This is a genomic window from Bradyrhizobium sp. 604_D8_N2_3 (genome assembly GCF_051810765.1).
GTDB lineage: Bacteria > Pseudomonadota > Alphaproteobacteria > Rhizobiales > Xanthobacteraceae > Bradyrhizobium > Bradyrhizobium barranii.
The window spans coordinates 6,131,053-6,156,206 of the sequence record NZ_JBPWPM010000001.1 but is presented as its reverse complement, the minus strand read 5'-3'; the positions used below and the strand labels follow the sequence as shown (position 1 = coordinate 6,156,206).

27 protein-coding genes are annotated in these 25,154 nt (G+C 64.3%); 12 read left to right on the top strand and 15 right to left on the bottom strand.

The features are described from left to right. Positions 1–53 precede the first annotated feature (53 nt). From flgB to atzF, 9 genes are all read left to right on the top strand, one after another. On the top strand, positions 54–458 hold the full coding sequence (flgB, locus tag AB7245_RS29645) for a flagellar basal body rod protein FlgB (protein ID WP_208070577.1): 405 nt from the start codon (positions 54–56) through the stop codon (positions 456–458). 97 nt (positions 459–555) lie between these two features. Further along, positions 556–981 carry a flagellar basal body rod protein FlgC gene (flgC, locus tag AB7245_RS29640; RefSeq protein ID WP_028158335.1) on the top strand — a complete coding sequence of 142 codons (426 nt, stop codon included), beginning with the start codon at positions 556–558 and terminating at the stop codon, positions 979–981. Between the two features lie 16 nt (positions 982–997). After that, positions 998–1,306, top strand: a complete 309-nt coding sequence (gene fliE / locus AB7245_RS29635; protein ID WP_008142413.1) for a flagellar hook-basal body complex protein FliE — start codon at positions 998–1,000, stop codon at positions 1,304–1,306. Between the two features lie 130 nt (positions 1,307–1,436). Further along, positions 1,437–1,700, top strand: a complete 264-nt coding sequence (fliQ, locus tag AB7245_RS29630; protein WP_014494021.1) for a flagellar biosynthesis protein FliQ — start codon at positions 1,437–1,439, stop codon at positions 1,698–1,700. Positions 1,701–1,717: 17 nt separating this feature from the next. Further along, a complete protein-coding gene (gene fliR / locus AB7245_RS29625; protein WP_028148497.1) occupies positions 1,718–2,488 on the top strand; it encodes a flagellar biosynthetic protein FliR in 771 nt (256 codons plus the stop codon). A 7-nt stretch (positions 2,489–2,495) separates the two neighbouring features. Continuing rightward, entirely contained in the window at positions 2,496–3,575 is a 1,080-nt protein-coding gene (gene flhB, locus AB7245_RS29620) for a flagellar biosynthesis protein FlhB (RefSeq protein ID WP_063982289.1), read from the top strand. Between the two features lie 154 nt (positions 3,576–3,729). Beyond that, entirely contained in the window at positions 3,730–6,312 is a 2,583-nt protein-coding gene (gene cckA / locus AB7245_RS29615; protein ID WP_439035203.1) for a cell cycle histidine kinase CckA, read from the top strand. Between the two features lie 229 nt (positions 6,313–6,541). Then, positions 6,542–7,573: a Tim44 domain-containing protein gene (locus AB7245_RS29610; protein ID WP_208087689.1), complete on the top strand. Its 1,032-nt coding sequence runs from the start codon at positions 6,542–6,544 to the stop codon at positions 7,571–7,573. Positions 7,574–7,742: 169 nt separating this feature from the next. Beyond that, positions 7,743–9,128, top strand: a complete 1,386-nt coding sequence (gene atzF / locus AB7245_RS29605; protein WP_439035202.1) for an allophanate hydrolase — start codon at positions 7,743–7,745, stop codon at positions 9,126–9,128. Positions 9,129–9,138: 10 nt separating this feature from the next. Here the strand turns inward: atzF and AB7245_RS29600 are convergent, their stop codons facing one another. The 4 genes from AB7245_RS29600 to AB7245_RS29585 all read right to left on the bottom strand — a co-directional run bounded on the left by AB7245_RS29600 (position 9,139) and on the right by AB7245_RS29585 (position 12,655). After that, the gene (locus tag AB7245_RS29600; protein WP_063986244.1) at positions 9,139–9,864 is read right to left on the bottom strand and encodes a Crp/Fnr family transcriptional regulator; all 726 of its coding nucleotides are present in this window, start codon (positions 9,862–9,864) and stop codon (positions 9,139–9,141) included. A 90-nt stretch (positions 9,865–9,954) separates the two neighbouring features. Continuing rightward, complete coding sequence (locus AB7245_RS29595; protein WP_439035201.1) at positions 9,955–10,794, bottom strand: ABC transporter ATP-binding protein; 840 nt, start codon at positions 10,792–10,794, stop codon at positions 9,955–9,957. A 20-nt stretch (positions 10,795–10,814) separates the two neighbouring features. Continuing rightward, positions 10,815–11,639, bottom strand: coding sequence for an ABC transporter permease (locus AB7245_RS29590; RefSeq protein WP_439035200.1), 825 nt, complete (start codon positions 11,637–11,639; stop codon positions 10,815–10,817). A 14-nt stretch (positions 11,640–11,653) separates the two neighbouring features. Then, positions 11,654–12,655 carry an NrtA/SsuA/CpmA family ABC transporter substrate-binding protein gene (locus AB7245_RS29585; protein ID WP_439035199.1) on the bottom strand — a complete coding sequence of 334 codons (1,002 nt, stop codon included), beginning with the start codon at positions 12,653–12,655 and terminating at the stop codon, positions 11,654–11,656. 323 nt (positions 12,656–12,978) lie between these two features. On the opposite strand from AB7245_RS29585, the gene AB7245_RS29580 reads away from it, so the two are divergent. Both AB7245_RS29580 and AB7245_RS29575 read left to right on the top strand, forming a co-directional pair. After that, complete coding sequence (locus AB7245_RS29580) at positions 12,979–13,653, top strand: lectin (RefSeq protein ID WP_439035198.1); 675 nt, start codon at positions 12,979–12,981, stop codon at positions 13,651–13,653. Positions 13,654–13,853: 200 nt separating this feature from the next. Beyond that, a complete protein-coding gene (locus AB7245_RS29575; RefSeq protein WP_439035197.1) occupies positions 13,854–14,561 on the top strand; it encodes a glutathione S-transferase in 708 nt (235 codons plus the stop codon). Between the two features lie 17 nt (positions 14,562–14,578). Here AB7245_RS29575 and AB7245_RS29570 read toward each other — a convergent pair whose 3' ends face one another. The 4 genes from AB7245_RS29570 to AB7245_RS29555 form a co-directional block, all read right to left on the bottom strand. Next, positions 14,579–15,253: a methyltransferase family protein gene (locus AB7245_RS29570; RefSeq protein ID WP_135214607.1), complete on the bottom strand. Its 675-nt coding sequence runs from the start codon at positions 15,251–15,253 to the stop codon at positions 14,579–14,581. Positions 15,254–15,333: 80 nt separating this feature from the next. After that, complete coding sequence (locus tag AB7245_RS29565) at positions 15,334–16,455, bottom strand: helix-turn-helix transcriptional regulator (RefSeq protein WP_135214608.1); 1,122 nt, start codon at positions 16,453–16,455, stop codon at positions 15,334–15,336. A gap of 376 nt (positions 16,456–16,831) precedes the next feature. Then, complete coding sequence (locus tag AB7245_RS29560; RefSeq protein WP_166090739.1) at positions 16,832–17,002, bottom strand: hypothetical protein; 171 nt, start codon at positions 17,000–17,002, stop codon at positions 16,832–16,834. Between the two features lie 258 nt (positions 17,003–17,260). Continuing rightward, positions 17,261–17,734, bottom strand: coding sequence for a hypothetical protein (locus AB7245_RS29555; RefSeq protein WP_071912253.1), 474 nt, complete (start codon positions 17,732–17,734; stop codon positions 17,261–17,263). Between the two features lie 246 nt (positions 17,735–17,980). On the opposite strand from AB7245_RS29555, the gene AB7245_RS29550 reads away from it, so the two are divergent. Continuing rightward, entirely contained in the window at positions 17,981–19,636 is a 1,656-nt protein-coding gene (locus tag AB7245_RS29550; protein WP_135214610.1) for a fumarate hydratase, read from the top strand. 43 nt (positions 19,637–19,679) lie between these two features. Here AB7245_RS29550 and AB7245_RS29545 read toward each other — a convergent pair whose 3' ends face one another. From AB7245_RS29545 to AB7245_RS29515, 7 genes are all read right to left on the bottom strand, one after another. Next, on the bottom strand, positions 19,680–20,699 hold the full coding sequence (locus AB7245_RS29545; RefSeq protein WP_354126302.1) for a DUF3616 domain-containing protein: 1,020 nt from the start codon (positions 20,697–20,699) through the stop codon (positions 19,680–19,682). 132 nt (positions 20,700–20,831) lie between these two features. Next, the gene (locus AB7245_RS29540; protein WP_354126303.1) at positions 20,832–21,752 is read right to left on the bottom strand and encodes an SH3 domain-containing protein; all 921 of its coding nucleotides are present in this window, start codon (positions 21,750–21,752) and stop codon (positions 20,832–20,834) included. 14 nt (positions 21,753–21,766) lie between these two features. Then, positions 21,767–22,063, bottom strand: coding sequence for a hypothetical protein (locus AB7245_RS29535; protein ID WP_071912259.1), 297 nt, complete (start codon positions 22,061–22,063; stop codon positions 21,767–21,769). 108 nt (positions 22,064–22,171) lie between these two features. Then, positions 22,172–22,723 carry an inner membrane-spanning protein YciB gene (locus AB7245_RS29530; protein WP_085404236.1) on the bottom strand — a complete coding sequence of 184 codons (552 nt, stop codon included), beginning with the start codon at positions 22,721–22,723 and terminating at the stop codon, positions 22,172–22,174. A 14-nt stretch (positions 22,724–22,737) separates the two neighbouring features. Continuing rightward, positions 22,738–23,313 (bottom strand): hypothetical protein, encoded by a 576-nt coding sequence (locus tag AB7245_RS29525; protein WP_354131407.1) that lies wholly within the window; start codon positions 23,311–23,313, stop codon positions 22,738–22,740. Between the two features lie 76 nt (positions 23,314–23,389). Next, positions 23,390–23,653: a hypothetical protein gene (locus AB7245_RS29520; protein WP_071912263.1), complete on the bottom strand. Its 264-nt coding sequence runs from the start codon at positions 23,651–23,653 to the stop codon at positions 23,390–23,392. 74 nt (positions 23,654–23,727) lie between these two features. Next, a complete protein-coding gene (locus AB7245_RS29515; RefSeq protein WP_354131408.1) occupies positions 23,728–25,125 on the bottom strand; it encodes a carotenoid oxygenase family protein in 1,398 nt (465 codons plus the stop codon). Positions 25,126–25,154 lie beyond the last annotated feature (29 nt).

Sequence of the window (25,154 nt, the reverse complement as noted above, 5' to 3'; positions counted from 1 at the left end):
AAATTCTGCCTAGCTTCGGGCCTTTGGTCCGAGAGGCGGAAGGAGCCGCAACGATGTCCATCAACGACCTCCCGGTGCTGTCGGCGCTTCGCACCAAGATGCAGTGGCACCAGGAACGCCAGCGCGTCCTGTCCGAGAACGTCTCCAATTCCGACACGCCCAAATTCCGGCCACGCGACCTGGTCGAGCCGAAGCTCGACAAATCAGGCGCCGTCACCGGCTCGATGGGCCCCCTGGCGCTGACCCGCACCAGCGGCTCCCACATGGCGCCATCCGGCGCGGCCTCGGGCTTTGACCAGAACAGGAATGCGGGTTTCGAGACCCGTCCCGCGGGCAACGCCGTCAATCTCGAAGAGGAGATGATGAAGGCCGCCAGCAACCAGATGGACTACGCGGCGGCGACCTCGCTCTATTCCAAGAGCCTGCATCTGCTCAAGACCGCGATCGGCAAGGGCTAGAGCATGGTCCGGAAAAGTGAGCGGGCGGTTTTCCCTCGCGACAAACGCGGAACACGTTTGCGCGGAGATCATGCTCAAGAGCTAAGGGAAGCGCATCATGGCGAATGACAGCAGCGACTTTGCCCGCTCGATGGCGATCGCGACCTCCGGCCTGCGCGCGCAGGCCGGGCGCATGCGGGTGATCTCCGAAAACATCGCGAACGCGGATTCGACCTCGCAGACATCAGGCGGCGATCCCTACCGGCGCAAGGTGCCGACCTTCTCCTCCGCGCTCGACCGCACGCTCGACGCGCAGGTCGTCACCCTCGGCAGGATCAAGCCGGACCAGTCGAACTTCCGCACCAAATTCGAGCCGAACAATCCGGCCGCCGATGCGACCGGCAACGTCAAATATCCAAACGTGAACTCGGTGGTCGAGATGACCGACATGCGCGACGCGCAACGGTCCTACGAGGCCAATCTCAACATCATCAGTGCGACGCGCCGGATGATCCAGCGCACGCTCGACATCCTCAAGAGCTGAACAGGACAATTAAGCCATGGCATCACCGACAATCGCAGCCAATGCTTATGCCAACCTCGCCCGCGTGCTGGAGAACAGCGGCGCCGGCAAGGGCAGCGAAGCGAGCGGGCAGTCCTTCGCGTCGCTCCTGAAAGACGCTGTCGGCAGCGTCATGGAGTCCGGCCGCAAGTCCGACGCCCAAACCGTGGCGATGGCCGCCGGCAAGGCCAACGTAATGGACGTGGTGACGGCGGTCGCCGACACCGACGTCGCGGTGTCCACGCTGGTCTCGGTCCGCGACCGCGTGATCGCGGCATATGAAGACATCATGAAGATGCCGATCTGATCGGTCCTGTCATTCCGGGGCGCGACAACGTCGCGAGCCCGGAATCCATAACCACGATCGGGAGTATGGATTCCGGGCTCTCGCTTCGCGAGCCCCGGAATGACGAACAACTCACAGTGAGAAAAAGCACATGACCGGACCTGAAACCCTCGACGTCGCGCGTGATGCGATCTGGACCATCGTGATCGTGTCGTCGCCGCTGATGGTGGTCGGCCTCGTGGTCGGCGTCGTCGTGTCGCTGTTCCAGGCGCTGACGCAGATCCAGGAGCAGACGTTGATCTACGTGCCGAAGATCCTGGCCATCTTCGCCACGATGCTGCTGGCGCTGCCGTTCATGGCCGACGCACTCCATTCCCACATGATGCGGATCTCGTCGCGAATCATCGGCGGCTGAGGCACAATGCGCCCGTCATGCGCATCGACGTCTCGCTGCTGCCGGCGCTCGCCGCTTCCTTCATGCTCGCCTTCGCCCGGGTCGGTGCGATGGTGATGCTGTTGCCGGGGCTGGGCGAGACCAACATTCCGACGCGGATCAAGCTGGCGATCGCGCTGCTGCTCACGCTGATCATCCTGCCGCTGCATCGCAACGCCTACCACGTCGACATGGGCTCGATCGCGCCGCTGCTGGTCATGATGCTGCATGAGATCGTGATCGGCATCGTGCTGGGGGCGACCGCGCGCGTGACGTTGTCGGCGCTTCAGGTCGCGGGCGCCGTGATTGCGCAGCAGATGGGGCTCGGCTTCGTCACTTCGGTCGATCCGACACAGGGACAGCAGGGCGTGCTGGTCGGCAATTTCCTGACAATGCTCGGGGTGACGCTGCTGTTTGCCACCGACAGCCATCATCTGGTGATCGCCGCTCTGAACGACAGCTACACGATCTTCGCGCCCGGCGAGACCGTATCGAGCGGCGACGTCGCTTCACTGGCAACGCGCGCCTTTGCCGCCGCGTTCAGCCTGGGCTTGCAACTTTCCGGGCCATTTCTGGTGTTCGGCCTCGTCTTCAACATCGGGCTCGGCGTGCTGGCGCGGCTGATGCCGCAGATGCAGGTCTATTTCGTGGGCGTGCCGCTGTCGATCTTCGTGGGCTTCCTGGTGCTCGCCGTGGTGCTCACCGCGATGATGGGCACGTATCTCGACTATTTCATCGGTGTCATGCACCAGATGATGCCGCTCAAATAGGTGATCGATGGCAGACGACAACGATCCCGACAGTCAAACAGAAGACCCGACACAAAAGCGTCTCGAAGAGGCGCTCGAACGCGGCGACGTCGCCAAGAGCCAGGAGATCAACACCTGGTTCATGATCGCGGGCGGCACGCTCGTGGTCTCCACCTTCTCGGGCTCGGTGGGCAGCGGGCTGGTGACGCCGATGCGCAACCTGCTCGCCAATTCCTGGATGATCAAGACCGACGGCAGGGCTCTGCTCGCGCTGATGCAGCAGATCGAGGTCGCCGTGCTCGCGGCGATCGGCGTGCCCCTGCTGATGCTGGTGCTGGCGGCGATTGCCGGCAACGTGCTCCAGCATCGCCTGGTCTGGTCGGCCGAATCCCTGAAACCCAAATTCAGCAAACTGTCGCCGGCCGAGGGCCTCAAGCGCATCTTCGGCAAGCAGGCGGCCGCGAACTTCCTCAAGGGGCTCGGCAAGCTGATCGTGCTCGGCGCGGTCATGACCGTGGTCCTGTGGCCGGAGCGTCATCGCATGGAGGCGATGGTCAGGCTCGATCCGGCCGCCATGCTGGGCGCCAGCACCAGCCTGACCATTCATCTGCTCGGCGCAGTGGTCGCGGCGCTCGCGATCATCGCCATTGGCGACTATTTCTTCCAGTATCGCAGCTGGTTCCAGCGACAGAAGATGTCGCTCCAGGAGATCAAGGAAGAGTTCAAGCAGTCCGAAGGCGACCCGCACATCAAGGGCAAGCTCCGGCAATTGCGCCAGCAGCGCTCCAAGAAGCGCATGATGGCGGCGGTTCCCAAGGCCTCCGTGATCATCACCAACCCGACCCACTATTCGATCGCGCTGTCCTACGAGCGCGGCATGTCTGCGCCGATCTGCGTCGCCAAGGGCGTCGACAACCTCGCCTTCAAGATCCGGGAGATCGCGCGCGAGCACGACATCCCGATCGTCGAGAACGTGCCGCTCGCCCGCGCGCTCTACGCCACCGTCGAAATCGACCAGGAAATCCCGACCGAGCATTACCATGCGGTCGCCGAGGTCATCGGTTACGTCATGCGGCTGAAGCAGGGATTCGGCGCCGGACGCGGATAAAATGCCCGAAAAGTACCGGAAATGGCCGTAATCTGGGAATCAGCGTACCTTTCGCCCTTGCTACCCTTGCGCCTGCGGGTCCGATTCAGGCAGGGAGGACCCCACGCGCCCCGTAGCGCGTTGATTCTCTGCCGACAGGCTGTGCCAGCTTGAAATGACTGCCGAGACCGACCACGACCTCACACGCGAGCCCGTTGCGGCGCACGAGCCGTCGCCGCGCTCGGGCAGCATTGCGCTGGTGCTGCTCGTGGCCGCCGGCCTCGTCGCCGTCGCCGTCGGGCTGATGACGCTCGGGCGCGCGCAGGCGCAGCCCTATATCCTCGGCATCCTCGCCGTGCTGGCGATGGTCGGCCTGTTCAACCTGTTCGCCTTCGCCGCCGGCATCATCCGCTTCGTCGACCGCAGTCTCGACGATCCCGTGATGGGGCGCATTGCCGACCACGCCTTCGACGGCCTGGCCGTGACCGATCCCCGCGGCCACGTGGTCTATTCCAACGCCGCTTATCTGACGCTCACCGGCGCCAGCGGACCGCAGGAGGTGCGGCCCGTGGAACGCGTCTTCATCGGCAACCCCGACGTCTCCGAAGCCGTGTTCCGCCTGCTGAAGGCCGCGCGCGAAGGAAAACGGCAGCAGGAAGAGGTGCGCATCTCAGGCCATGACGGCAGCCAGGGCCGCTGGCTGCGCATGCGGGTACGCCCGCTCGGCACCGGGAAGCGCGAGGCGAAATACGCGGTGTGGTCGATCTCCGACATCACCCGCGACCGCGAGCGCCAGGAGGACGTGTTCCAGGAACTCCAGCACGCGATCGAATATCTCGATCACGCGCCCTGCGGCTTCTTCTCGGTCAATCCGGCCGGCGAGCTTGCCTATGTCAACGCGACACTGGCGAACTGGCTCGACTACGATCTTGCCGAGATCGGCTCGGGCGGGCTGAAGCTCACCGACATCGTCTCCGGCGACGGCGCCTCGCTGCTCACCGCGATCGTGGCGGTGCCGGGCGAGGTGAAGACGGAAGTCTTCGACATCGACTTGCGCATGCGCACCGGCAAGACCATGCCGGTGCGGCTCTATCACAAGCTCGCCTTCGGCGCCGACGGCGCGCCGGGGCCGTCGCGCACGCTCGTCATCAGCCGCGCCCGCGACGAGCGCAGCGATCCCGACCGCGCCGCCGAAGTGCGCTTCATGCGCTTCTTCGACCATACGCCGATGGCGATCGCGACCGTCGACCGCGGCGGCAACGTCGTGCGCGCCAACGCGCGCTACGCCAAGCTCGGGCAGGCGCTCGGGCTCGACAGCGCCAGCAAGTCGATCTTCCGCGCGGTCAATTCGCGCGACCGGCAACTTTTGATCACGGCCATCAACCAGGCCGCGGAGGGCCAGGCCGACGTCGCGCCGGTCGAGGTGGCGCTCGAGGGAACCAAGGAGCGCTGGGGCCAGTTCTTCGTCACGCCGGTGGATGCGGCCGAGAACGAGGCCGAAGCCGCCATCGTGCACATGCTCGAGACCACCGAGCGGCGCGCGCTGGAGAACCAGATCAACCAGTCGCAGAAGATGGAGACGGTCGGCCAGCTCGCCGGCGGCATCGCCCACGACTTCAACAACGTGCTCTCCGCCATCATGATGGCGAACGACTTCCTGCTGAACGCGCACAAGCCGACCGATCCGTCGTTCCAGGACATCATGCAGATCAAGCAGAACGCGACGCGCGCGGCGACGCTGGTGCGGCAGTTGCTGGCGTTCTCGCGGCGGCAGACGTTGCGGCCGCAGGTGCTCGACCTCGGCGATGCGCTGTCCGATCTCGCCATGCTGCTGCGCCGGCTGATCGGCGAGAAGGTCAAGCACGAGACCATCCACGGCCGCGATCTCTGGCCGGTGAAGGTCGACGTCTCCCAGTTCGAGCAGGTGATCGTCAACCTCGCGGTGAACGCGCGCGACGCCATGCCCGACGGCGGTAAGCTGATCATCCGCACCGCCAACGTCACCGCGGAAGAAGCGGCCAAGCTCGCCTACAAGGGCATGCCGGCCGCGGACTATGTACGGATCGAGGTCGCCGACACCGGCACAGGCATCCCCGCCGATATCCGTGACAAGATCTTCGAGCCGTTCTTCTCGACCAAGGAAGTGGGCAAGGGCACCGGCCTCGGGCTCTCCACCGTCTACGGCATCGTCAAGCAGACTGGCGGCTTCATTTACGTCGACTCGGAACCGGGGCAGGGGACTTCGTTCCATATCTTCCTGCCGCGCCATCACGCCGAGCCGGAGGTGCAGGAGCAGCCCGCAGCGGTGGTCGGCGCGGCCAATGGCGCCGCGAAGGAGACCGCACCTGCGGCGGCGGAGGCCAAGCCGCGGACCGATCTCACCGGACAGGGCACCATCCTTCTCGTCGAGGACGAAGAGGGCCTGCGCGCGCTGAACGCACGCGGCCTGCGCTCGCGCGGCTACACCGTGGTCGAGGCCGAGAACGGCGTCGAGGCCATGGAGGTCCTGGAGGAGCAGAGCGGTGCGATCGATCTCGTCGTCTCCGACGTCGTCATGCCTGAGATGGACGGCCCGACGCTGCTGAAGGCGATGCGCGAGAAGAATCCCGACATCAAGTTCATCTTCGTCTCCGGCTACGCCGAGGACGCCTTCGAGAAGAGCCTGCCCGAAGGCCAGCAATTCGACTTCCTGCCAAAGCCGTTCACGCTCAGCCAGCTCGTGGCGGCCGTGAAGGAGACCATGGCAAAGGCGGGGTGAGGGCGACCACCACTGTCGATTTGCGAGAGTTCCTGGAAATGACGAGGAAAAAGCGGCATTCCTGTCGTAAACCCGCCGGTAACCCGCGACCGCGGTTCCTCCGGCTCCCCGGCCAAACCCTCGCCAAATATGGGCTTTTGCCACATCCCCGCGACTGAGGGCCGCAGCCATAAGTTCCGAAACCGGCTTCACTTTTCGGGAAGTCTGCCCATCTTAGAAGCACGTCCCCATGCCGGGGATTTGGGAAACGCACATGACTTTCTCGCAACGCTCCCGCACTCTCTTCAAGACCCTCGCCGTCATGCTGGCGCTTGCGCTGCCGACTGCGCTGGTGATTTCGTCCGCCGACGCCCGCGTCGGTGGTGGCATGTCGTCGGGTTCGCGCGGTTCGCGCACCTATTCGGCGCCGCCGTCGACCACGACCGCGCCGGGCTCGACCTCGCAGTTCAACCGCACCTATACCCAGCCGGGTGCCGGCATGAATTCGGCTGCCGCCGCACCCGCGCGTGGCGGCCTGTTCGGCCGCGCCGGCGGCTTCATGGGCGGCCTTGCGGCCGGCTTCCTCGGCGCAGGCCTGCTCGGCATGCTGTTCGGCGGCGGCCTGTTCGGTGGCCTCGGCGGCCTGTCGTCAATCATTGGCCTGATCATCCAGATCGCGCTCGTGGTGTTGGTGGTGCGGCTGGCGATGTCCTGGTGGCAGCGCCGCCACTCGCAGCAGGCGGCCTATGCCAATGCTGATGCAGGCAGCGGTCAGGGACCCCAGCCGAACTATCGCAGCGGCCTCGGTGGCGGTAGCGGCGGTGGTGGACTTGGCGGTGGTCTCGGCGGCTTCGGCTTCGGCGGCGCCAACAACGCGCCGCTCGAGATCAAGCCGGATGACTATGAGGCGTTCGAGCGCCTGCTCGGCGATGTCCAGGCCGCCTGGTCGAACGAGGACGTGGCCAAGCTGCACACGCTCGCGACGCCGGAAATGGTCTCCTATTTCGAGCAGGACCTCGGCCAGAACCGCGCGCGCAACGTCGTCAACAAGGTGACCAACGTCAAGCTGTTGCAGGGCGACCTCGCGGAAGCCTGGCGCGAAGGCGAGACCGAATACGCCACGGTGGCGCTGCGCTTCGCCCTCACCGACAAGACGCTAGACCGCAACAGCGGTACGGTTGTCGCCGGCAGCGAGCAGCCGGGCGAGGCCACCGAGATCTGGACCTTTGCCCGCCGTCCGGGCAGCGGCTGGGAATTGTCGGCGATCCAGCAGACCAACTGATCGTACGCAGATTAAAGACAAGGGCGTCGTGCTTCGGCACGGCGCCCTTTTTCTTTGAGCCGCTTATATCCTGATACGGCCGACCATTTTGCGCGAAGCACTTAATTGCTTGTTGCCCGCGCAGAGCTCCCGCAATTTCGCGCCTGTCGGTTAGAGAGGGAGATATTCGGTGAGCCAGTCTGTCGCGCGCTCCAGGACAAATCACGAAACCATTGCCAGGAATTCGTCCCCGCCGCTGGAGGCGATCGAAGCGGCGTATGACCGGATCGAGGCCGAGCGCGACCGCAATTGCTGGATCTATCTCCGCCCGCGGGAGGAGGCGCTCGAAGCATGCCGGAAGCTCGTGGCGCGCGCGCGGACGGGCGAAAATCTTCCGCTGCTCGGCATTCCCTTTGGTGTGAAGGACAATATCGATGTCGAGGGAATGCCGACCACTGCCGCATGCCCCGCGTTCAGCTACACGCCCTGGCATTCCGCGCACAGTGTCGAACGCCTCACCGCGGCCGGCGCAATTTGCCTCGGAAAGACCAATCTCGATCAGTTCGCCACAGGCCTGTCCGGCGCGCGTTCGCCCTATGGCCCCTGCGCGTCGGTTGCCGATGCGCGCTATATTGCGGGGGGCTCCAGTTCCGGGTCCGCGGTCGCCGTCGCGGCCGGGCACGTCGCGTTCGCGCTCGGCACCGATACCGGCGGGTCCGGCCGCATACCTGCCGGCTTCAACAACATCGTCGGAATCAAGCCGACCGTTGGGCTGGTGTCATCACGCGGGCTGGTGCCGAATTGCCCGACGATCGATTGCGTTTCGGTGTTCTGCAACACCGTCAGCGACGGCGAGGCGATCCTCGAAATTATCGAAGGGTTCGATTTCGAGGATCCCTACAGCCGCCTGCCCAGGGCCTTTTCTTTCGCCAGCGGGGCGGTGCCATCGTTCCGGTTCGGCCGCATTGCGGCCGCCGATCTCGAATGCTTCGGCATGCCGGAATGCGGCGAGCTCTATGAGCGCGCCTGCGAGCGTTTCACGCAGATCGGGGGAACGGCGATCGAGGTGGACTTCGCGCCGTTCCGCCAGGCCGGGGAGTTGATGTTCAGCGGACCCTGGGTCGCGGAGCGGCACTCGGCCATCGCTTCGCTTATGGACATCGATTCTGGCTCCCTGCTTGATGTCACGAGGACCGTGCTGGGCTCGGCCGCCGGCTATTCAGCGATCGACACATTTGGTGCCATTCACCGGCTGCACCGGCTTCGCCGCGACGCCGAGGCGATCTTTGCGGGTATCGATGCGCTGGTGGTCCCGACCGCACCGCGGCCGTTCACGCTGGAGGAGATGGATCGCGATCCGATCACCCTCAACAATCGCCTCGGCTACTACTCGTACTTTGCCAATCTGCTCGATCTCTGCGGCGTGGCGGTCCCGAACGCGACATTGTCGAACGGCATGCCCATGGGCGTGACCCTGCTGGCGCCGGCCTGGCATGATCGCGCGCTGATCGGACTGGCGCGGCGGTTCGAGGCCAGTGCAGGCCGAGCGGCGTTCGAATTGAAGTCTGGCGGCTGAAGGTCGGAATTCATTCCATCTCTTGCTCGAGCGTCGAAAGATCCAGGATCGAAATCACGGATCTGTCGTACCTGATCACGCCTTCCTCCTGGAGCCGCGCGAGCTGTACTGTCACCCATTGGCGGGTGGATCCGATGAGATTGGCGAGATCGCCGTGGGTAAACGGCATCCCGATGACAACCTCGCCGTCGCGCTTCACGCCGTAGACATGCGACAGGAAGATCAACAGGCTATGCAGCCGCTCGGTCACCGAGCGCGTCCCGAGCATCTGGGCCATCGCCGAATAGCATCGCGCCTTGAATGCCAGGGCATCCAGCAAGGCGACGGCGATCGCCGGCGATTCCAGCGCAAGCCGCCGCAGCGCCAGTCCCGGCATGAACGTCAACAGGCTGGGTTCGGCCGCAACCGATGACCACATGTGCGGGCCCGTTCCGAATATATCGGGGCCGCCGACGAAGTTGCCGGGAAACCAGTAGGCGAGCGTGACCTCGCGCCCCGACGGCGCCGCATAGTAGCTGCGTATGCGTCCCTCGCTGATCAGGTAGATCCCAGCCTGTGTGTCGCCCTGAGACCAAACCAGTTGGCCGGCTTCCAGGGCCTTCTCGCGTCCGATCGCGCGCAGCCGATTGCAATCAGCCCGGTTGAGACCATCCAGCAAGCCGGGCAGCGGTCTGACGAGATTGTCCGACTCGGCCAGCATCACGCCTGCCGCTATCGCGCTATTCGCCCTGTGCATCGCCGGCTCCACGGTGAGACCCGGCATCGATTATTCAAGAACCATGCCAGCGCGCTGCGGGCTGCTTCGCGATTTCCAAGTTCTGGGGGATCAGCTCGCGTCCGACTGATTGAACGCCCGCAACCCTTCTGCGCGGATGACGTCGAGACAATCCTTCTTGAGGGAAAGATAGGTTGGCTCGACCATGACAGAGCTCGACCGCGGGCGCGGCAGCTTGACCGCGACTTCGCGCAGGATGCGGCCGGGTCCCGCGCTCATGATGAGAACACGGTCGGCCAGCACGATGGCCTCATCTATGTCATGCGTGACGAACACGATCGTCGCCTTGATCCGGTCGCGCAGCTCCAGCAGATTGTCTTGCATCACCGCCCGGGTCTGCGCATCGAGGGCCCCGAAGGGCTCGTCCATCAGCAGCACGCGGGGCTGATTGGCCAACGCTCGCGCGATCGCCACGCGCTGTTGCATGCCCCCGGACAGCGTGTTCGGATATGCGTCGGCGAAACGCTTGAGACCGACCATCGCGATCAGATCGTCGGCGATGGCATTCGCTTCCGTCCTGGACTTCCCAAGCATCCTGGGGCCGTGGGCGATGTTCCTGCGGACAGACTTCCAGGGGAAAAGATGCGGCTGCTGGAACACCATGCCGACATCGGGTCGCGGGCTGTAGACACGCGAGCCCTCTACCAGGATGTCGCCTTCAAACGGCACCTCCAGTCCGGCGATCGTATTGAGCACCGTCGACTTGCCGCAGCCGGAGGGCCCGACGATGCAAACGAACTCGCCAGGTGCCACGTCGAAGGAAACGCGATCCACCGCGATGGTCTGCCCGCGGCGGGTGTCAAAAACGATGCTCAGGTCTGAGACTTGAATGGCCGGTTGTTTCCGCGCCGATTCGACGGAGGCTGGCGAACTTGCCAGAGCCAGTTTCATGGTCGATCGAGCTCCAGACATCAACGCCACCAGACAGTACGTTCCGCAAGAGCCGAAAACAGCCGGTCGGCAGTGAACGAAATCAACCCGAGCGCTGCGAGCCCGCCCATGACCTGGCCCGTTTGCAAATTCTGCTGCGCAATCTCGATCCTGTAGACGATGCCGGCGAAAGCGCCTGCAAGTTCGGCCGCGACAAGCGTGTAAAAGGAGATGCTGACGGCGGTGCGCAACCCGACCACGATGTAGGGAAGCGCGCCCAGCAGCACGATCTCCTGGAGCATCTGCCGCCGGGGCGTGCCGAGCATCAGCGCCGCCCGAATCAGGCCGCGGTCGACCTTCTGCACGCCGATGTGGGTCGAAAGCCAAACCGTGAAGAACACGCCCCATACGACGAGGAACAGTTTTCCCGCCTCCGACAGGCCGAACCAGAGGATAACGATCGGCACGAAAGCAATCGGCGGAATTGGCCGCAGGATGTGGAATAGCGGGGACAGCAAGCTCGAAATAACAGGGAATTGGCCGGTGAGGATACCGAGCAGGATGCCGAGCGCGCCGCCCACGATGAACCCCGTGGTGACGCGAAAGAGGCTGGCCAGCAGATCGCCAAGGAACTGTCCGCTTCGTATCCACTCAAGGACGGCCGCAGCAACCACCGTCGGCGGCGGAAACAGCACCATGTTGACGGCCCCGGAACGGGAGACCAGTTCCCAGAGGCCGACGAACAGGGGAAGCGAAAGCGCCCCGACCAGAATATTGAGGCGGCGAAGACGAGCTGAATCCGGCCGCCGACCGCGACCGTCGGTGCGGAGAGCAATTTCTTGTCCTGCTGAAGTGCCGTCCTGCATGGCTGTGCGGGTGCCTATTTCCACGAGAGCGTGACGCGTGCGGGGTCGACCTTCTTCAGCGGCTCGGCGACGACGACCTTGCTGAAGTCGGGCATCACCGCTCCCGGAGGATGGTTGCCGCTCTCGAGGCGCCATACGGAGTGGGTCTTGAGAATCTCAATCAGCCGGTCGTCGAGACGCACCCGGTAAACATAGTCGGCCCAGATCGGAGCGAGGTCGTCCCGCTTCATGCCGACCGCGTCCGCCACGACCGTGATCGCTTCATCCGGGTGTGCTTTCATCCAGACCTCGGCGTCGATCAGTGAGGCGATGAACTTCTCAACCAGCGCAGGGTTGGCATCCAGATAGGTCCTCATGACAACGATGTTGAACGTCTCGGAGTAAGTGCCCGTTGTATCGAGCTCAGCGACGGCTTCGCTGAGGGCCTTCTTGGCGTTGGCGATGTGGGGTTCCCAAGTGTCGATCGCGTCGATGCTTCCTGCTGCAAGTGCCGGTAGCATCTCCTGCGGCCGCAGGTTGACGAGGGTGACATCCTTGGGAGTCAATCCCGCCGACTTCAGCAAAGTCGCCGTGTAGACCTCGCTGCCGGTGCCGGCAGTGAATCCGATTCGCTTGCCGCGAAGATCTGCCTTGGTCTTGACGCCGGCCTTGGCCGCGACGACCGTCTTGAGGTCGGAATATTCCATGCCGGCGACGAAGGCGATGGGCTGGTTTGCCATCGCCGAAGCGGTGACCGGCGCCTCCGCCGTCGTCGCGATGTCGGCGCCGCCCCCGATCACGGTGTCCAGGCACTGCTTGCCGGACGTGAAGTTCGAGACGGTGACGTCCAGTCCGTTCTTTTCGAAAATCCCCTTCGATTTGGCAACGATCGCAAGGCCGGAGATCGGTCCGAGGTTTTGCGCAAGCCGGGCTTTGAGCAATTCCGCGGCCGAGGCGGAGTCCGGACTGATGGCAAGGCAGCAAAGCGCGGCATAGCCGGCAATTGCCGCGATTGGGCGGACGGTGTTCCAGTGCATGACGATCTCCCCTCGCGCCGCGCCCGGCGGCAGCCCCGATGTGATCGCGGATGCCGCCCTGAACGGCCCCGCAGCTGACTCCCGCGTCCCCTCCCGGGCGATCTCTTGAGGATCGGCCCCACGTTGGTATGCTCGCCCGGCGCTACGGTCTCTGGAAGCAATTAATCGACATGGTCCTCGGGGCGACCGGTCGAGCGCCGCCGCTCGAGGTGATGCGCGTGCGGCGGATGGCCGCTGGAATAATGTCTGTCGTGACGGGTTCATGTCAGCGGATCAAAGACCGTCCAGCGAGGCGCAATCGCAGGAACAATCGGGAGGATAGGATGAGCATTCTTGCCAGGGTCATCGTGCCAGCAGGCGTTGCGCTCGCGGTCTTCGCAAGTCCATCGGTGTGGGCGCAGTCAGCCGACATGACCTTCTTTGTGACTTCGAGCGGGCCGGGCAAGGGAGCCGATCTCGGCGGCCTGGAGGGAGCCGATGCGCAGTGCCAGAAGCTGGCGCAGGCCGGCGGCGCCGGCGGCAAGACCTGGCGCGCCTATCTCTCGACGCAGGCCGCTGACGGCAAGCCCGCCGTCAATGCCAAGGACCGCATTGGCAAGGGACCGTGGCAGAATGCCAAGGGTGCGGTGATTGCCAAGGACGTTGCCGACCTGCACGGCGCGGCCAATAACCTCACCAAGCAGACAGCGCTCAGCGAGAAGGGCGAGGTCATCAACGGCGCCGGCGACACGCCGAACCGGCACGATATCCTCACGGGATCGCAACCGGACGGCACCGCTTTTGCCGCGGGCGACGACAAGACCTGCAGGAATTGGACGTCGAGCACGCAGGGCGCGGCGGTCGTCGGCCATGCCGATCGTAAGGGCCTGCGCGACGACGAGCCGTCAAAGTCTTGGAACAGCTCTCACCCCTCGCGCGGTCCTGACGGCGGCTGCTCGCAGGCCGATCTGAAGAGCACCGGCGGCGACGGCCTGCTGTTTTGTTTCGCGGCGAATTGAGTTAGGGCGCGCAGCTCTCTCCCCGCGACATTGCGAGCGTAGCGAAGCAATCCAGACTGTCTCCGCGGAAAGATTCTGGATTGCTTCGCTTGCGCTCGCAATGACGGGGTATGTGGTGCCGCCGTTCCGTCTCGCTCTCACGGAACCTTCGGCCGCATGTTACATTGGTCCGACCACTTCCACGCTCACGGACCCCTCCCATGAAATACGAGCTCTATTACTGGCCCGAGATCCAGGGCCGCGGCGAATATGTGCGGCTGGCGCTGGAGGAGGCGGGGGCGGCTTACGTCGACGTCGCGCGGGGGGCGCGCGGCACCAGCGCCATGATGAAGATGATGGACGCGCATGGCGGTACGCCGCCCTTCGCGCCGCCGTTCCTGAAAGCGGGCAAGCTCGTCATCGGCCAGACCGCCAACATCCTGCTCTATCTCGGCGCCCGTCATGGGCTCGCGCCGAAGACGGAAGCGGGCAAGCTTTGGGTGCACCAGCTTCAGCTCACCATCACCGACCTCGTGACCGAGATCCACGACACCCATCACCCGCTCGGGCCTTCGATGTACTATGAAGATCAGAAGGCGCCGGCGAAGAAGCGCACGGCCGAGTTTTGGGACGAGCGCGTGCCGAAATATCTCGGCTATTTCGAAGAGCTTCTCGCCGGCAATGGGGGTGCCTATGTCACCGGCCGCAGGCTGACTTACGTCGATCTCTCGCTGTTCCAGATCGTCGATGGGCTGCGCTACGCCTTTCCCAAGCGCGTGAAGGCGTTCGAGGGAAATATCCCGGGCCTTGTCGGCCTGCATGACCGCGTCGCCGCGCGGCCGAACATCAAGGCCTATCTCGAAAGTGAGCGCCGCATTCCCTTCAACGAGCAAGGCATTTTCCGCCGCTACAAGGAATTGGACAATTAGCCGGTCCGGATAGCGGCTCACCACACGCCGGGCAGCAGGCGATAGCGCACGCGCGTCATATAGTCGGAATAGCCCGGCAGGCCCTCGCGCAGCGTGCGCTCCTCGATGCCGATGCGGACAGCAAACAAAACGACGATGACCGGCGCTATCGCAAGGCCCCACCACGAGCCCAGCAGCAGCGGCACGCCGGCGAAGAACAGGATCATGCCGCTGTACATGGGATGGCGCACATGCGCGTAAGGCCCCGTCGAGACCACGCGCTGTGCGCGTTCGGCCTGGAGCTTCACCACGGGCGCGGCGAACGAGTTCTCGCGGAACACCCACAGGATGAACAGCGTCGAGAGGACGAACAGCAGGAGACCGAGCGCCTGGAACGCAACCGGCACGTCGGAGGACTGCGTGCGCCGGTCGAGCCCCATCGCGGCCAGCCAGGCCAGCATCGCAATGACGAAGACGATCATGAAGGCCTTGTCGGCGGCAGGCTGGTCCTTTTGTAGGACCGGCCGCAGACGTTCGGCGAGCAGCGCCGGATCGACCCGATAAAGCCACCAGCCGCAGAGCGGGCCGAGCAGGGCGCAGGTGGCGAGGAACACCCAGGCCGAAGGCCAATGCATCGTCCCGGCGCAAGCGAACAGCAGCGCGCCCATGCCGGCGGTGGTGATCGTGTTCTGCAACAGCAGTTTTGCGATCATGTTCGATCTGATTCCGTCACACGCCGGCGCATTGATAGCATTCTTCGGGCAAACATGCGGCCGGTGCGACAGGGTTGGCTTCAGATCTTGATGGGCGATGTAAAGGCCGCCACGAGCCGAACCAGATCCGCCTGTCGTTTGGTTCCGGTCTTCGTGAAGATCCTGGTGAGATGGGTCTTGATCGTCGTTTCGGCGATGCCCATGCTTCTGGCCACGTCAGGAACCCCGCCGATTTCGACGATGGCCAGGAAGACGCGCAGCTCGGCCGGCGTCAGCTTGAAGAGCTTCCGGATGAGGTCGGGCGCGACGATCGTCTCGAGCGCTGCCTTGCTGACGAACAGGACGGCGCAGGCCTCATAGCCGGCCCCGAACATTTGCCGGCGTCCAGCGGTGAGCGGCAGGAGATTCCCGACATAATGCGAGCCGTTGCGGGCCGTCAGATGCAGCGAGATGTTCGCACTCATCATCGACCGGTCGCCGAGAGCCGTGCCCGCCAGCGCCTGCCGCAGCATCCGATCGGCATTCAGGTCCGACGTCACGAGCCGGCCATGGACCGAACGAAGGACGTCGGCCTCGTCCAAAATCTCTCGCGCGCTTACATTGGCGTGCGTGACATGACCGTCGGCATCGAGCAGCAGAACGGCGGTGCGCAGAGCGTCGAGCGTGCGGACCGACGTCGTCTCCAATGCATTCTGCTGCTGCAGCTTCTGTCTGACGAGCATGGCCCGTTGCATGTGCGGCGTCAGGTGAGAGATCGTCTGATACATCCTGCGATCGACAGGCCCGCCGCCCTTCATGATCGAGAGACGGGATATTCCCTCGGCAGACTTGCCGAGCAGGATGTTGGCGGCGTCCTCGAGACCCTGCGGCCGCGCCCATTCGTTGTAGAACGTGGTCGTCCGGAATTCGCCGACGTCGATCCAGTCCCTGATCGTCTGGATTTGGCCGACCGCGGCGTGGAGCACGCTACGCGACGGATCGAATGGCTCGTAGGTTTCGATGTAGGACTGAACATAGGCGGGTTCGACACCGACGGCATGCGAGATCACGGCCTCGCCGGCTGCCCCGATCCAGACCAGACCACCGCTCTGGCCGCCCGCCATGTCGACGATGCTGCCAAGTGTCGCCGTCCATCGGGAATCGTCGAGCGCTGCATCGTAGATGTCCGTCACCAGCGAGAGCAGCTTTTCATTCAGTTCCATAGGCGTGTCCATGAACGGATGGATGGGCTCGTTCAGCCTCACAGATGAGCACGCCGGATGTGGAAATTTGATGAGCCGGATCACACTTGAAGACGCTCTCGCAGCCCTGGCGGGCGCTGAGCGAGATGCCGGGAGGAACGGGCCGGACGGACGTGGCGCGGGAACAGTCAGGCCGAAGGCCAGTGCATCGTTCCGGCGCAAGCGAACAGCAGCGCGCCCATGGCCGCGGCGGTGATCGTGTTCTGCAACGGCAGTTTTGCGATCATGCGCAGGTCAGCCGCGCACGATATTGGTCCCGCTATCCGGCGAAGATGCGGCCGGACACGCGAAAAGCCCGATCGACCGGATCGGGCGTTTCATCTTTGACCGGCCCTGATCAGGCGAGCTGATCGATCCGCGTGCCCTGACCCGGCGGCAGCGGCGCGGGCGGCGGCGGCTTGTAGGTCGGGTCGTTGTCCTTGGTCTTCTGGTCGTCCTGCTGCTTGGTCGCGTCGTAGCTCGGCACCACGATCGCAATCGGCGGCGGCGCAACGGTAGAGACGCTCATCCACAAATCCTCACACATGGAAACAATCGACCTTGCGCTGCGAGGAGCGAAGCTTCCGTCAAGCCAATCGTTAAAATGCGAGGGAGTTGGTGCGGTGGGATGCCGTTCTTGGTCCCGCGAGTGCACGATTTGAGTGGACCGCGGCTCTCTCCTCGTCATTGCGAGCGCAGCGAAGCAATCCAGAATCCCGCCGCGGGAAGACTCTGATTGCTTCGCTGCGCTCGCAATGACGGAGCGTGTGGAAAGAGCGAGTGCCGTCTACTCGTCCTTGCCGCGCGTGATCGCGATGGACGCATCCGTCTTGGTACGGGTGCATTCCATGTTGAGCCGGCGGTAGCGCATGACGACCTTGTCGCCGCGCAACAGTCCCATCCGCTTCAGGCAGCGTGTCGCGCCCGTCGTGGTGTCGTCCTTCGTGACGGTGAAGACGATCGCCGCCATCGACCCCACCAGTGAAAAGAACTCCGGTGTCGGCTTGCGATCGCCCTTGGCATAGAGCTCGATGGAATATTTGTCGCCGCGGCAACCCACGGACAGCTCCTTGGCCGCGGGGTGCGAGAGGTAGACGATGTTGGCGGCCCGGAAATTCACCTTGAGGCGCTCGACCTGGTTCGTCAGCTCCTTGGCGCTGTCATCGCAGCGATCCGCGCGGGCAGGCGAGGCGAGGGTCACAAGGCCGGTGATGGCGGCGGCGACCAGGATCGCGCCGCGGACGTTCAGTTTGAAAATCATGATGAAAAGCCCCTTAGGCCGCGCATTCAACCTTCGTCGCGCGCCGAGCGCAAGGGGTGCACCCAGAGCCTGCCGGGGACGGTCGTCGCCACCTTGCGTCCGGCCGACGGCAACCAAAAAGGGCCGTCGTGACGCCGAATCGGGATGCCTCGGCCGCGCCAGAACGCCTTCCATTCGCGGCAAAAAAGCTTAGAACGCTTCTACGCTTAGAGGCCCGCGAGGGCTCCAAAACCCCGAGATTTGCCCATGAACGCTCCCACCGCCTTCCCCGACCCCGCAAAACCCGTTCCGCCCTACAAGCACACCCCGCTGTTCCCGCTTGGCAAGGACGAGACGCCCTACAAGAAGATCACGGCTGAGGGTGTCAGGGTCGAGAAGGTCCTGGGGAAGGACATGCTGGTGGTGTCGCGCGAGGCGCTGCGGGCGCTGTCGGAGGCGGCCTTCGGCGACATCAACCACTATCTGCGCCCCGGCCATCTGAAGCAGCTCCGCGCAATCCTGGAGGACGGCGAGGCGAGCCCGAACGACAAGTTCGTCGCGCTCGACTTCCTGAAGAACGCCAACATCGCGGCCGGCGGCGTGCTGCCGATGTGCCAGGACACCGGCACCGCGATCATCATGGGCAAGAAGGGCTGCAACGTCATCACCGACGGTGACGACGAGGCGGCGCTGTCGGAAGGCGCGCGCGACGCTTACCTGCGCCGCAATCTGCGCTACTCGCAGGTCGCGCCCTTGTCGATGTACGAGGAGAAGAACACCGCCAACAACATGCCGGCGCAGTGCGAGATCTACGCCGAGGGCGACGACGCCTACAAGTTCATGTTCATGGCGAAGGGCGGCGGCTCTGCCAATAAAAGCTTCCTGTTCCAGGCCACGCCCTCGGTGCTGACCAAGGACCGGCTGCTAGCCTTCCTGAAGGAGAAGATCCTGACGCTGGGCACCGCGGCTTGCCCGCCCTATCACCTCGCCATCGTGATCGGCGGCACCTCGGCCGAGCTGTGCATGAAGACGGTGAAGCTCGCCTCCGCCCGCTATCTCGACGCGCTGCCGACCCACGGCTCGCCCGACGGCAACGCCTTCCGCGACGTCGAGATGGAGAAGGAAATCCACAAGATGACGCAGTCGCTCGGCGTTGGCGCGCAGTTCGGTGGAAAGTATTTCTGCCACGACGTGCGCGTGATCCGCATGCCGCGCCACGGCGCCTCGCTGCCGATCGGGCTCGGCGTGTCCTGCTCGGCCGACCGGCAAGTGCTCGGCAAGATCACCAGGGATGGCGTCTATCTCGAGGAGCTCGAGCACAACCCGGCGCAATATCTGCCGCAGGTCGAGCAGTCGCTCGGCGGCGAGGTCGTCAAGATCGACCTCAACCAGCCGATGAAGGACATCCTGGCGACGTTCTCGAAGTACCCGACCAAGACGCGGGTCTCGATGACCGGCACCATGATCGTCGCGCGCGATAGCGCGCACGCCAAGCTGCGCGAGCGCCTCGAAAGGGGCGAGCCGCTGCCGGACTATTTCAAGAACCATCCGGTCTACTACGCTGGTCCCGCCAAGACGCCCGAGGGCTACGCCTCCGGCGCGTTCGGCCCGACCACCGCGGGTCGCATGGATTCCTTCGTCGACCAGTTCCAGGCGGCAGGCGGTTCGATGGTGATGGTGGCCAAGGGCAACCGCGCGCCTGCCGTGCGCGAGGCCTGCAAGAAGTACGGCGGCTTCTATCTCGGCTCGATCGGCGGTGCGGCGGCGAACCTCGCCGAGCACTGCATCAAGAAGGTCGAGGTGCTCGAATATCCCGAGCTCGGCATGGAAGCGATCTGGCGCATCGAAGTCGTCGACTTCCCGGCGTTCATCATCATCGATGACAAGGGGAACGACTTCTTCAAGGAGCTGAATTTGGGCTAGCGCTCCGCGCAGTTGAACGGCGGTCCGCCGCTGATGGTGCGCTTCAGCGCGGCACCACATACTGCGTCGGCGCGCCATTTTCGGGCCCATCGAACATCACGAGCACGCGCCATGGCTCGCCGCTGATGTCGCTGAGCACCAGCAGGGTCTCTGCCTTGGCGGTGCTGTCGGCGACGCTGAGCGTGTGGGTCGTTCCAAGCTTGCCGCTGCTGGTATCGTAGAAGACGACGGCGGGCGAGATCTGCTGTTCGTTGACCGGCCCGGTCAAGAGCAGCAAGCCGCCTGACACGGCGGCGATGTCCCTGATACCGGTCATTGTACCAAGCGGCAGCGGCGGGTCGATGAGCTTGGCCTTGAGCGGCATGTTCTCGGTGAAGACGGCCTTTGCGTCGACCGTGAGAATATAGGCATTGCCGCCTTTGGAAGGACCACGGAAACCAAGATACATCAGGTCCGCCTTGACCGCGATGCCTTCGATGTTGGCGCCGTTGTCGCCGAGGGGCTTGTCGTAATCCGCGGGCAGTGCGTCCTTGATTGCACCGCGCAGGCGCGTCACAGATGCTTCGACGCCGATCACCTCGTCCGCGGAGATCGGGAAGGGCGGCTCTCCAGTGAGCTTGTCGACGGGAAAGCGAAAGAGGTGATAGCTCGTCGGATTGCTGTCGTCGGGATGATGACGTTTGCGGCCGTGCGATCCGACCACGTAGAAATAACCGTCATCGTAAGCGGTGCCCTCGGCATCCGGATCGCCGCTGGCCTGATCGCTCAGCAGGCGGATTACCTTGCCGGGATTGATCGTCGTGCCTTCGATCGCAAAGAACTGCGCGTATTTCTTTTCGTCGTTGACGACGAGGCAGGATTTGAGGGGCGGGGATGTGGTCGCGCACGCCGCTCCGCTGATGTTGGTGCGGGCATCCGCGTTCTTCTTGAACGGCTCGCTCAGTTGCCACGCCGGCGACCGCGGCTCGAGCTCATCGGCACTCGCCGGCGCTGCTCCGGCAAGTGCGGCCACGGCGGAGGTCAGGAACAGGTGGATGCGATTGCGAGCGGGGAGGGAGACCATGCAAATTCCCCTTCTGCTGCAAGTGTGTTGAGATCAATAAAAATCTTTAGTTGTATGCTGTATCCTGCTCGTGAAGCCGGCTGTGGTCAACGACCTGAGCGCCTTGGCCCCGTGGCCAATGACCGCAGCCCGTTAGCTGCAATTCGTAACCTGGTTCGAGCACAGCGAGCGCCACCAGCCGCGGACGCCGTCCTGGCTCTCGACGAGGCCCCAGAGCCCGCTACAGGCAAAGATGCGCTTCGGGCCGCCGTCGGTGTCGATTGGGCCGCCGAGCTCGCGCTGGGCCGGCATCCATTTGGCATCGACGAACGGCGCCTGGAAAAGTCCGCCCACGCGCGTCGCGCCATTGGCGTAGGATGCGCCGACCTTGTTGGACGCGACCCAGCCGCGCCCCGCATAGGGTTTTGGCGCGCTGCGCGGATATCTCTTGTCGTCCTCGTAGTCCTTGCCCGGCGGTTTTGCGCCTTCGATCAGAAACCAGCCATCCTTGAAGCCGATGATGCGGAATTCGGTGAGCCAGCCGCCGTCGGGCGTGTTCTCGGCACCGCCAAGCTTCAGCCGGTAGGGCGGCGGCAGCGTGCCGAGCACGCGCGCTTTCGCCGAGGGCTCGGCGCGCACGTTGAGGCCATCAGGATCTTTGTCGATAGACCAGGCGCCGAGATCACACGGCTCGGTCCCATCGGGCAGCGTTGCGCGCCTGGCGGCGAGATCGGCGTGGAGCTTTGCGAAATCGGTATCGTCGTTGTCAGGATCCGGCGCGCTGCGCGGCTTCAGCTCGGCCGAGACCGCGCGCGTCGCATCCGGCGTCAGCGTGACGAGCAGGGCCTGGCGCGCAGCGAACACGCTTGCCGGTGTCTTCGGATCGTTCGACGAGGCCGGATAGACGGCGAGGGTGCCGGTCGATCCTTCGGTCCGGTAGGCCGTGCCGGTGACATAGCCCGCCGGCACCATGGCGAGCGCGCTTGCGCGCCACGCCGGTTCGGTGTCATCCGCGCGCGCCGCTTGCGTCGCGACACACAGGATCGCTGCCGCGATGAGACGGAGCACGCGCACGGTTCGCAACGTGCCTACGCGCGCGCACCCGTGAACGGAAAACTGCCCATCGGGCCGATGCCCATCTCGCCGCTCATGCTGTCGCCAGAGACCGTTCCGATGAACTCGAGCGTCAGCGGCATCGGATTAGTGATCGAGACTTTCCAGTTGACGGCGTCGCCGCTGATGGTGCCGTCGAAGATCTCGGCCGAATTGCCGTCGGCGCCCTGCGTTCCGGTCAGTGTGCCGCCGGAGTTCAGCAAGGTCAGCGTGGCCTTGCGCTCGCCCATGGGCGTCGTCATGGTCAGAGTCCAGTTGCCGTCCACGGCCATTCGTGTCTCCCAACTTTTTCCCGGCACCTCGCGACAATCCGCAAGGTGAGCCAGGGACGCCTATAGCCTAACTCGGGGGACGTGCCTAACGCTCTCTTTGACGCGCCCTTAAGCGCGGGCTGCGCGAATACGGCTGCCGATGAGCAGGCGGAAGGCCACGTACTGGATCGCGAACGCAACGATCTTCGCGCCGATCAGGACCACCGAAATATAGAAGGCCCACAGCTTCATGTCGCCGGTCATGGCAACCGCAACGGTCCCCGCGGCGAGCGCAAACATCAGCGCGGCCCAGGCGTAGCCCGCGACGGTAACGTATTCCGGAATGGTCTCGGTCACGATCGCCGGCAGATAACGCAGCATCCAGCCGCGCTTGAGCATGATGATGCCGATCGCGACATGCCCGATCGCGGGCTTCGCCAGCACGAAGCGCGGATCGTGGGTGAGCAGCGTTGCGCCACCGAGCACGATGACGAGGCCGAGGCTCGCCCAGGTCATGTAGCCCAGCGTCTGGCCCTTGACCCGCGACCAGACCACCTGGCCGATGGCGCCAAGGATCGCGACTGCGGTCGCGAGGATGACGTTGTCGGTCACGAGATAGATTACCAGGAAGACGATGGTGGAGAGGAAATCAGAGACGAGCCGGCGGAATACGTCTTTCATCGTCTGTCCTGTCTTCAATGGGGGTGGGGCAGCGCGGCGGCGGGCGCAGCATATTTGATCTGGCGATACTCGGGATACCATTTTGTGAAGTAGATCGCGCTGTTGCGGGCGGCGAAGGCGACCGCAAGGCCCGACCAGAGCGGCAGGCCGGGGACGTAGAGCAGCGCGATGTTGGCGGCCATCATCAACAGCGCGGCGGTGGTCCAGGCGCCGGTGATGACGTAGTTGGCGGTGAGGAAGCCGGGCATCGCCGCCGTCTCGGCCGGGACCGTTTCAACCGCATATTGCAGCGTGAACGGGTGGCGGACCAGCATCGAGCCGAGCGAGATGACGAAGATGCCGATGTCGACCGACAGCTTGACTCCCAGCGTGCTGAGCTTCGGGTCGATCAGCGCGAGGTAGAGGCCGATTGCGGCGAATACGATCGCCGAGCCCGTCGCTAGGATCTTCACGGAGCGGCCGCGCGCGACATCGACCGTGATGGTGGCGAGGCAGATCGCAGACGCGGCAAACACGCTGATCGTGGCCGACGTCACCAGCATCAGGAAAGTGTAGGCGCCGTAGGGCGCGAGGATCAGGAAAATCGCCATGAGCCGCCTCGGTCTGGCTAATCTTTACGATGTAAAGATCAATAATTCAGGAGCGATGCTGGGTCAAGCGAAATCTTTACAGTGTCAAAATAACGTAGGTGACTTCCAAAAAGTGAAGGGCAGCAATGGCTTGGTCGGACGCCTCGTCGGCGAATTCCGCCCAGGGCAGGCGCGACAGGATCGGCAGCGCGGCGGCGAGCAGGAGGCCGACCGAGAGCAAGATGCCGCCGTTGAAGATGACATGGCCGCTCCGTCGCAGCCGGATCATCCGGAGTGCGAGCGCTGCGCAGGCCAGGGCGAGGACGGCAAGGCAATCTGCGGTGATCGAGGGCATATGCATGCGAGGCCTCTTTGGTGACATCCGCGATGTCATTCCGGGGCTCGCGACGTCGTCGCGCCCCGGAATGACAAGAGTTACTGCGCGCCCACCCAATTGCCGTGAAAGCCGTCGGGCACGCGGTGGCCGAGCTGCACCAGCGCAACGGGGCCGGCTTCGACATCGGTGGCGTTGAACACCGCGAGGTCGCTGCGGTTCTCCCGCGCGCGCCAGACCACCGCCAACAGCCAGCCGTCGCCTTCCGTGGCATCCGTCGCGCGCTCGACGAACACCGGCTCGGAGATGGTATCGCCGGCCGGCAGCAGATAATGACCGAGCCGTCTGCCGTTGCCGTCGACATGGACGATGCCCGACAGCGCGCCGAACATCGGCAGCCGCGGATTGGCGCAGGCGTACCAGCCGTGATGGCTTTTCAATCCGGCGCGGCGGTCGTCGATGCGGGGGAATTCGCCGGTGAGATCGTCGAGATAGGTCTGCTGGAAGCGGTCGGTCTTCCCCGAGAGATCGAACGTCCAGCGGCAATGGCGCGCGCGTGATTTCTCCGGATCCGTCGGCCGGCCATCGGGATGCGGAAACAGCGGCGCTTCCTCGAACTGCATGACGTCGGCGATGATGCGGTTGCCGTCCTCCCACGCGTTCATGATGTGGAAGACGTAGCAGGCTTCGCCGCGAAACCAGACGATGTCCTTCGCCGTGCCGTTGCGCTTCATCACGCCGACATAGGCGCCCTTGTCCGGCTCCCAGGCATAAGGCGGCCGTCCGCTCATCGCGCGCTCCATGCTGCCGGTGATCGGCAGGATCGGAAACAGCGCATGGTTCTCGGTGACGATGAAGTCGTGCACCATGCTGGCATAGGGCGCCTCGAAACGTTCGAAGCGCGTCGCCTTGCCGGAGGCGTCGATCGATCCGTAGGAGAGGGCAGGCGTCAGCGGACCCGCGGCGTTGTAGCCGAAGAACACGAGCTCGCCGGTGACCGGGTCGACCTTCGGATGCGCCGTGAAGCTGCCGGCGACACGACCCTGATAATCGTGATAGCCGCGCGTCGCCAGCGTGCCCGGCTCGATCTCGGTCGGCAGATGCGCTTCTTCCAGCGCCAAAAGCTTGCCGGCATGAAAGATGATGTTGGTGTTGGCGACGCCGCCGTCGGTGAGGTTTTGTGGCGCATCCGGCAGCTTGCGGCCGAAGCCGCCGAACAGCGCGCGGCCGGCATCGTGCTCGGCCAGCCATTTCGGCGTGCGGACCCAGCGGTTGCGATAGCTGGCGCGGCCGTTCTCGAGGTGGAAAGCATGCAGCATGCCGTCGCCGACGAACCAGTGCGCACCGGGCGCATCGAACTGCGGATTGGGACCGTTGCGATAGAGCACGCCATTCAGATCGCGCGGCAATTCCCCGACGATTTTGAGGAATGGCGCATCGGCTTCGAATGGAATCGGACCGAGGTTATGGCGGCGCTCGGTGACGGCGTCGTGCTGCACGGCGTATCCCTCCTTATCTTTACATCGTA

What these genes read in the sequence shown, in the direction of transcription:
- flgB (WP_208070577.1), top strand. Translation starts at nt 54, where the DNA reads ATGTCCATCAACGACCTCCCGGTGCTGTCGGCGCTTCGCACCAAGATG.
- flgC (WP_028158335.1), top strand. Translation starts at nt 556, where the DNA reads ATGGCGAATGACAGCAGCGACTTTGCCCGCTCGATGGCGATCGCGACC.
- fliE (WP_008142413.1), top strand. Translation starts at nt 998, where the DNA reads ATGGCATCACCGACAATCGCAGCCAATGCTTATGCCAACCTCGCCCGC.
- fliQ (WP_014494021.1), top strand. Translation starts at nt 1,437, where the DNA reads ATGACCGGACCTGAAACCCTCGACGTCGCGCGTGATGCGATCTGGACC.
- fliR (WP_028148497.1), top strand. Translation starts at nt 1,718, where the DNA reads ATGCGCATCGACGTCTCGCTGCTGCCGGCGCTCGCCGCTTCCTTCATG.
- flhB (WP_063982289.1), top strand. Translation starts at nt 2,496, where the DNA reads ATGGCAGACGACAACGATCCCGACAGTCAAACAGAAGACCCGACACAA.
- cckA (WP_439035203.1), top strand. Translation starts at nt 3,730, where the DNA reads ATGACTGCCGAGACCGACCACGACCTCACACGCGAGCCCGTTGCGGCG.
- AB7245_RS29610 (WP_208087689.1), top strand. Translation starts at nt 6,542, where the DNA reads ATGCCGGGGATTTGGGAAACGCACATGACTTTCTCGCAACGCTCCCGC.
- AB7245_RS29600 (WP_063986244.1), bottom strand. Translation starts at nt 9,864, where the DNA reads ATGCACAGGGCGAATAGCGCGATAGCGGCAGGCGTGATGCTGGCCGAG.
- AB7245_RS29595 (WP_439035201.1), bottom strand. Translation starts at nt 10,794, where the DNA reads ATGAAACTGGCTCTGGCAAGTTCGCCAGCCTCCGTCGAATCGGCGCGG.
- AB7245_RS29590 (WP_439035200.1), bottom strand. Translation starts at nt 11,639, where the DNA reads ATGCAGGACGGCACTTCAGCAGGACAAGAAATTGCTCTCCGCACCGAC.
- AB7245_RS29585 (WP_439035199.1), bottom strand. Translation starts at nt 12,655, where the DNA reads ATGCACTGGAACACCGTCCGCCCAATCGCGGCAATTGCCGGCTATGCC.
- AB7245_RS29580 (WP_439035198.1), top strand. Translation starts at nt 12,979, where the DNA reads ATGAGCATTCTTGCCAGGGTCATCGTGCCAGCAGGCGTTGCGCTCGCG.
- AB7245_RS29575 (WP_439035197.1), top strand. Translation starts at nt 13,854, where the DNA reads ATGAAATACGAGCTCTATTACTGGCCCGAGATCCAGGGCCGCGGCGAA.
- AB7245_RS29570 (WP_135214607.1), bottom strand. Translation starts at nt 15,253, where the DNA reads ATGATCGCAAAACTGCTGTTGCAGAACACGATCACCACCGCCGGCATG.
- AB7245_RS29565 (WP_135214608.1), bottom strand. Translation starts at nt 16,455, where the DNA reads ATGGAACTGAATGAAAAGCTGCTCTCGCTGGTGACGGACATCTACGAT.
- AB7245_RS29560 (WP_166090739.1), bottom strand. Translation starts at nt 17,002, where the DNA reads ATGAGCGTCTCTACCGTTGCGCCGCCGCCGATTGCGATCGTGGTGCCG.
- AB7245_RS29555 (WP_071912253.1), bottom strand. Translation starts at nt 17,734, where the DNA reads ATGATTTTCAAACTGAACGTCCGCGGCGCGATCCTGGTCGCCGCCGCC.
- AB7245_RS29550 (WP_135214610.1), top strand. Translation starts at nt 17,981, where the DNA reads ATGAACGCTCCCACCGCCTTCCCCGACCCCGCAAAACCCGTTCCGCCC.
- AB7245_RS29545 (WP_354126302.1), bottom strand. Translation starts at nt 20,699, where the DNA reads ATGGTCTCCCTCCCCGCTCGCAATCGCATCCACCTGTTCCTGACCTCC.
- AB7245_RS29535 (WP_071912259.1), bottom strand. Translation starts at nt 22,063, where the DNA reads ATGGCCGTGGACGGCAACTGGACTCTGACCATGACGACGCCCATGGGC.
- AB7245_RS29530 (WP_085404236.1), bottom strand. Translation starts at nt 22,723, where the DNA reads ATGAAAGACGTATTCCGCCGGCTCGTCTCTGATTTCCTCTCCACCATC.
- AB7245_RS29525 (WP_354131407.1), bottom strand. Translation starts at nt 23,313, where the DNA reads ATGGCGATTTTCCTGATCCTCGCGCCCTACGGCGCCTACACTTTCCTG.
- AB7245_RS29520 (WP_071912263.1), bottom strand. Translation starts at nt 23,653, where the DNA reads ATGCATATGCCCTCGATCACCGCAGATTGCCTTGCCGTCCTCGCCCTG.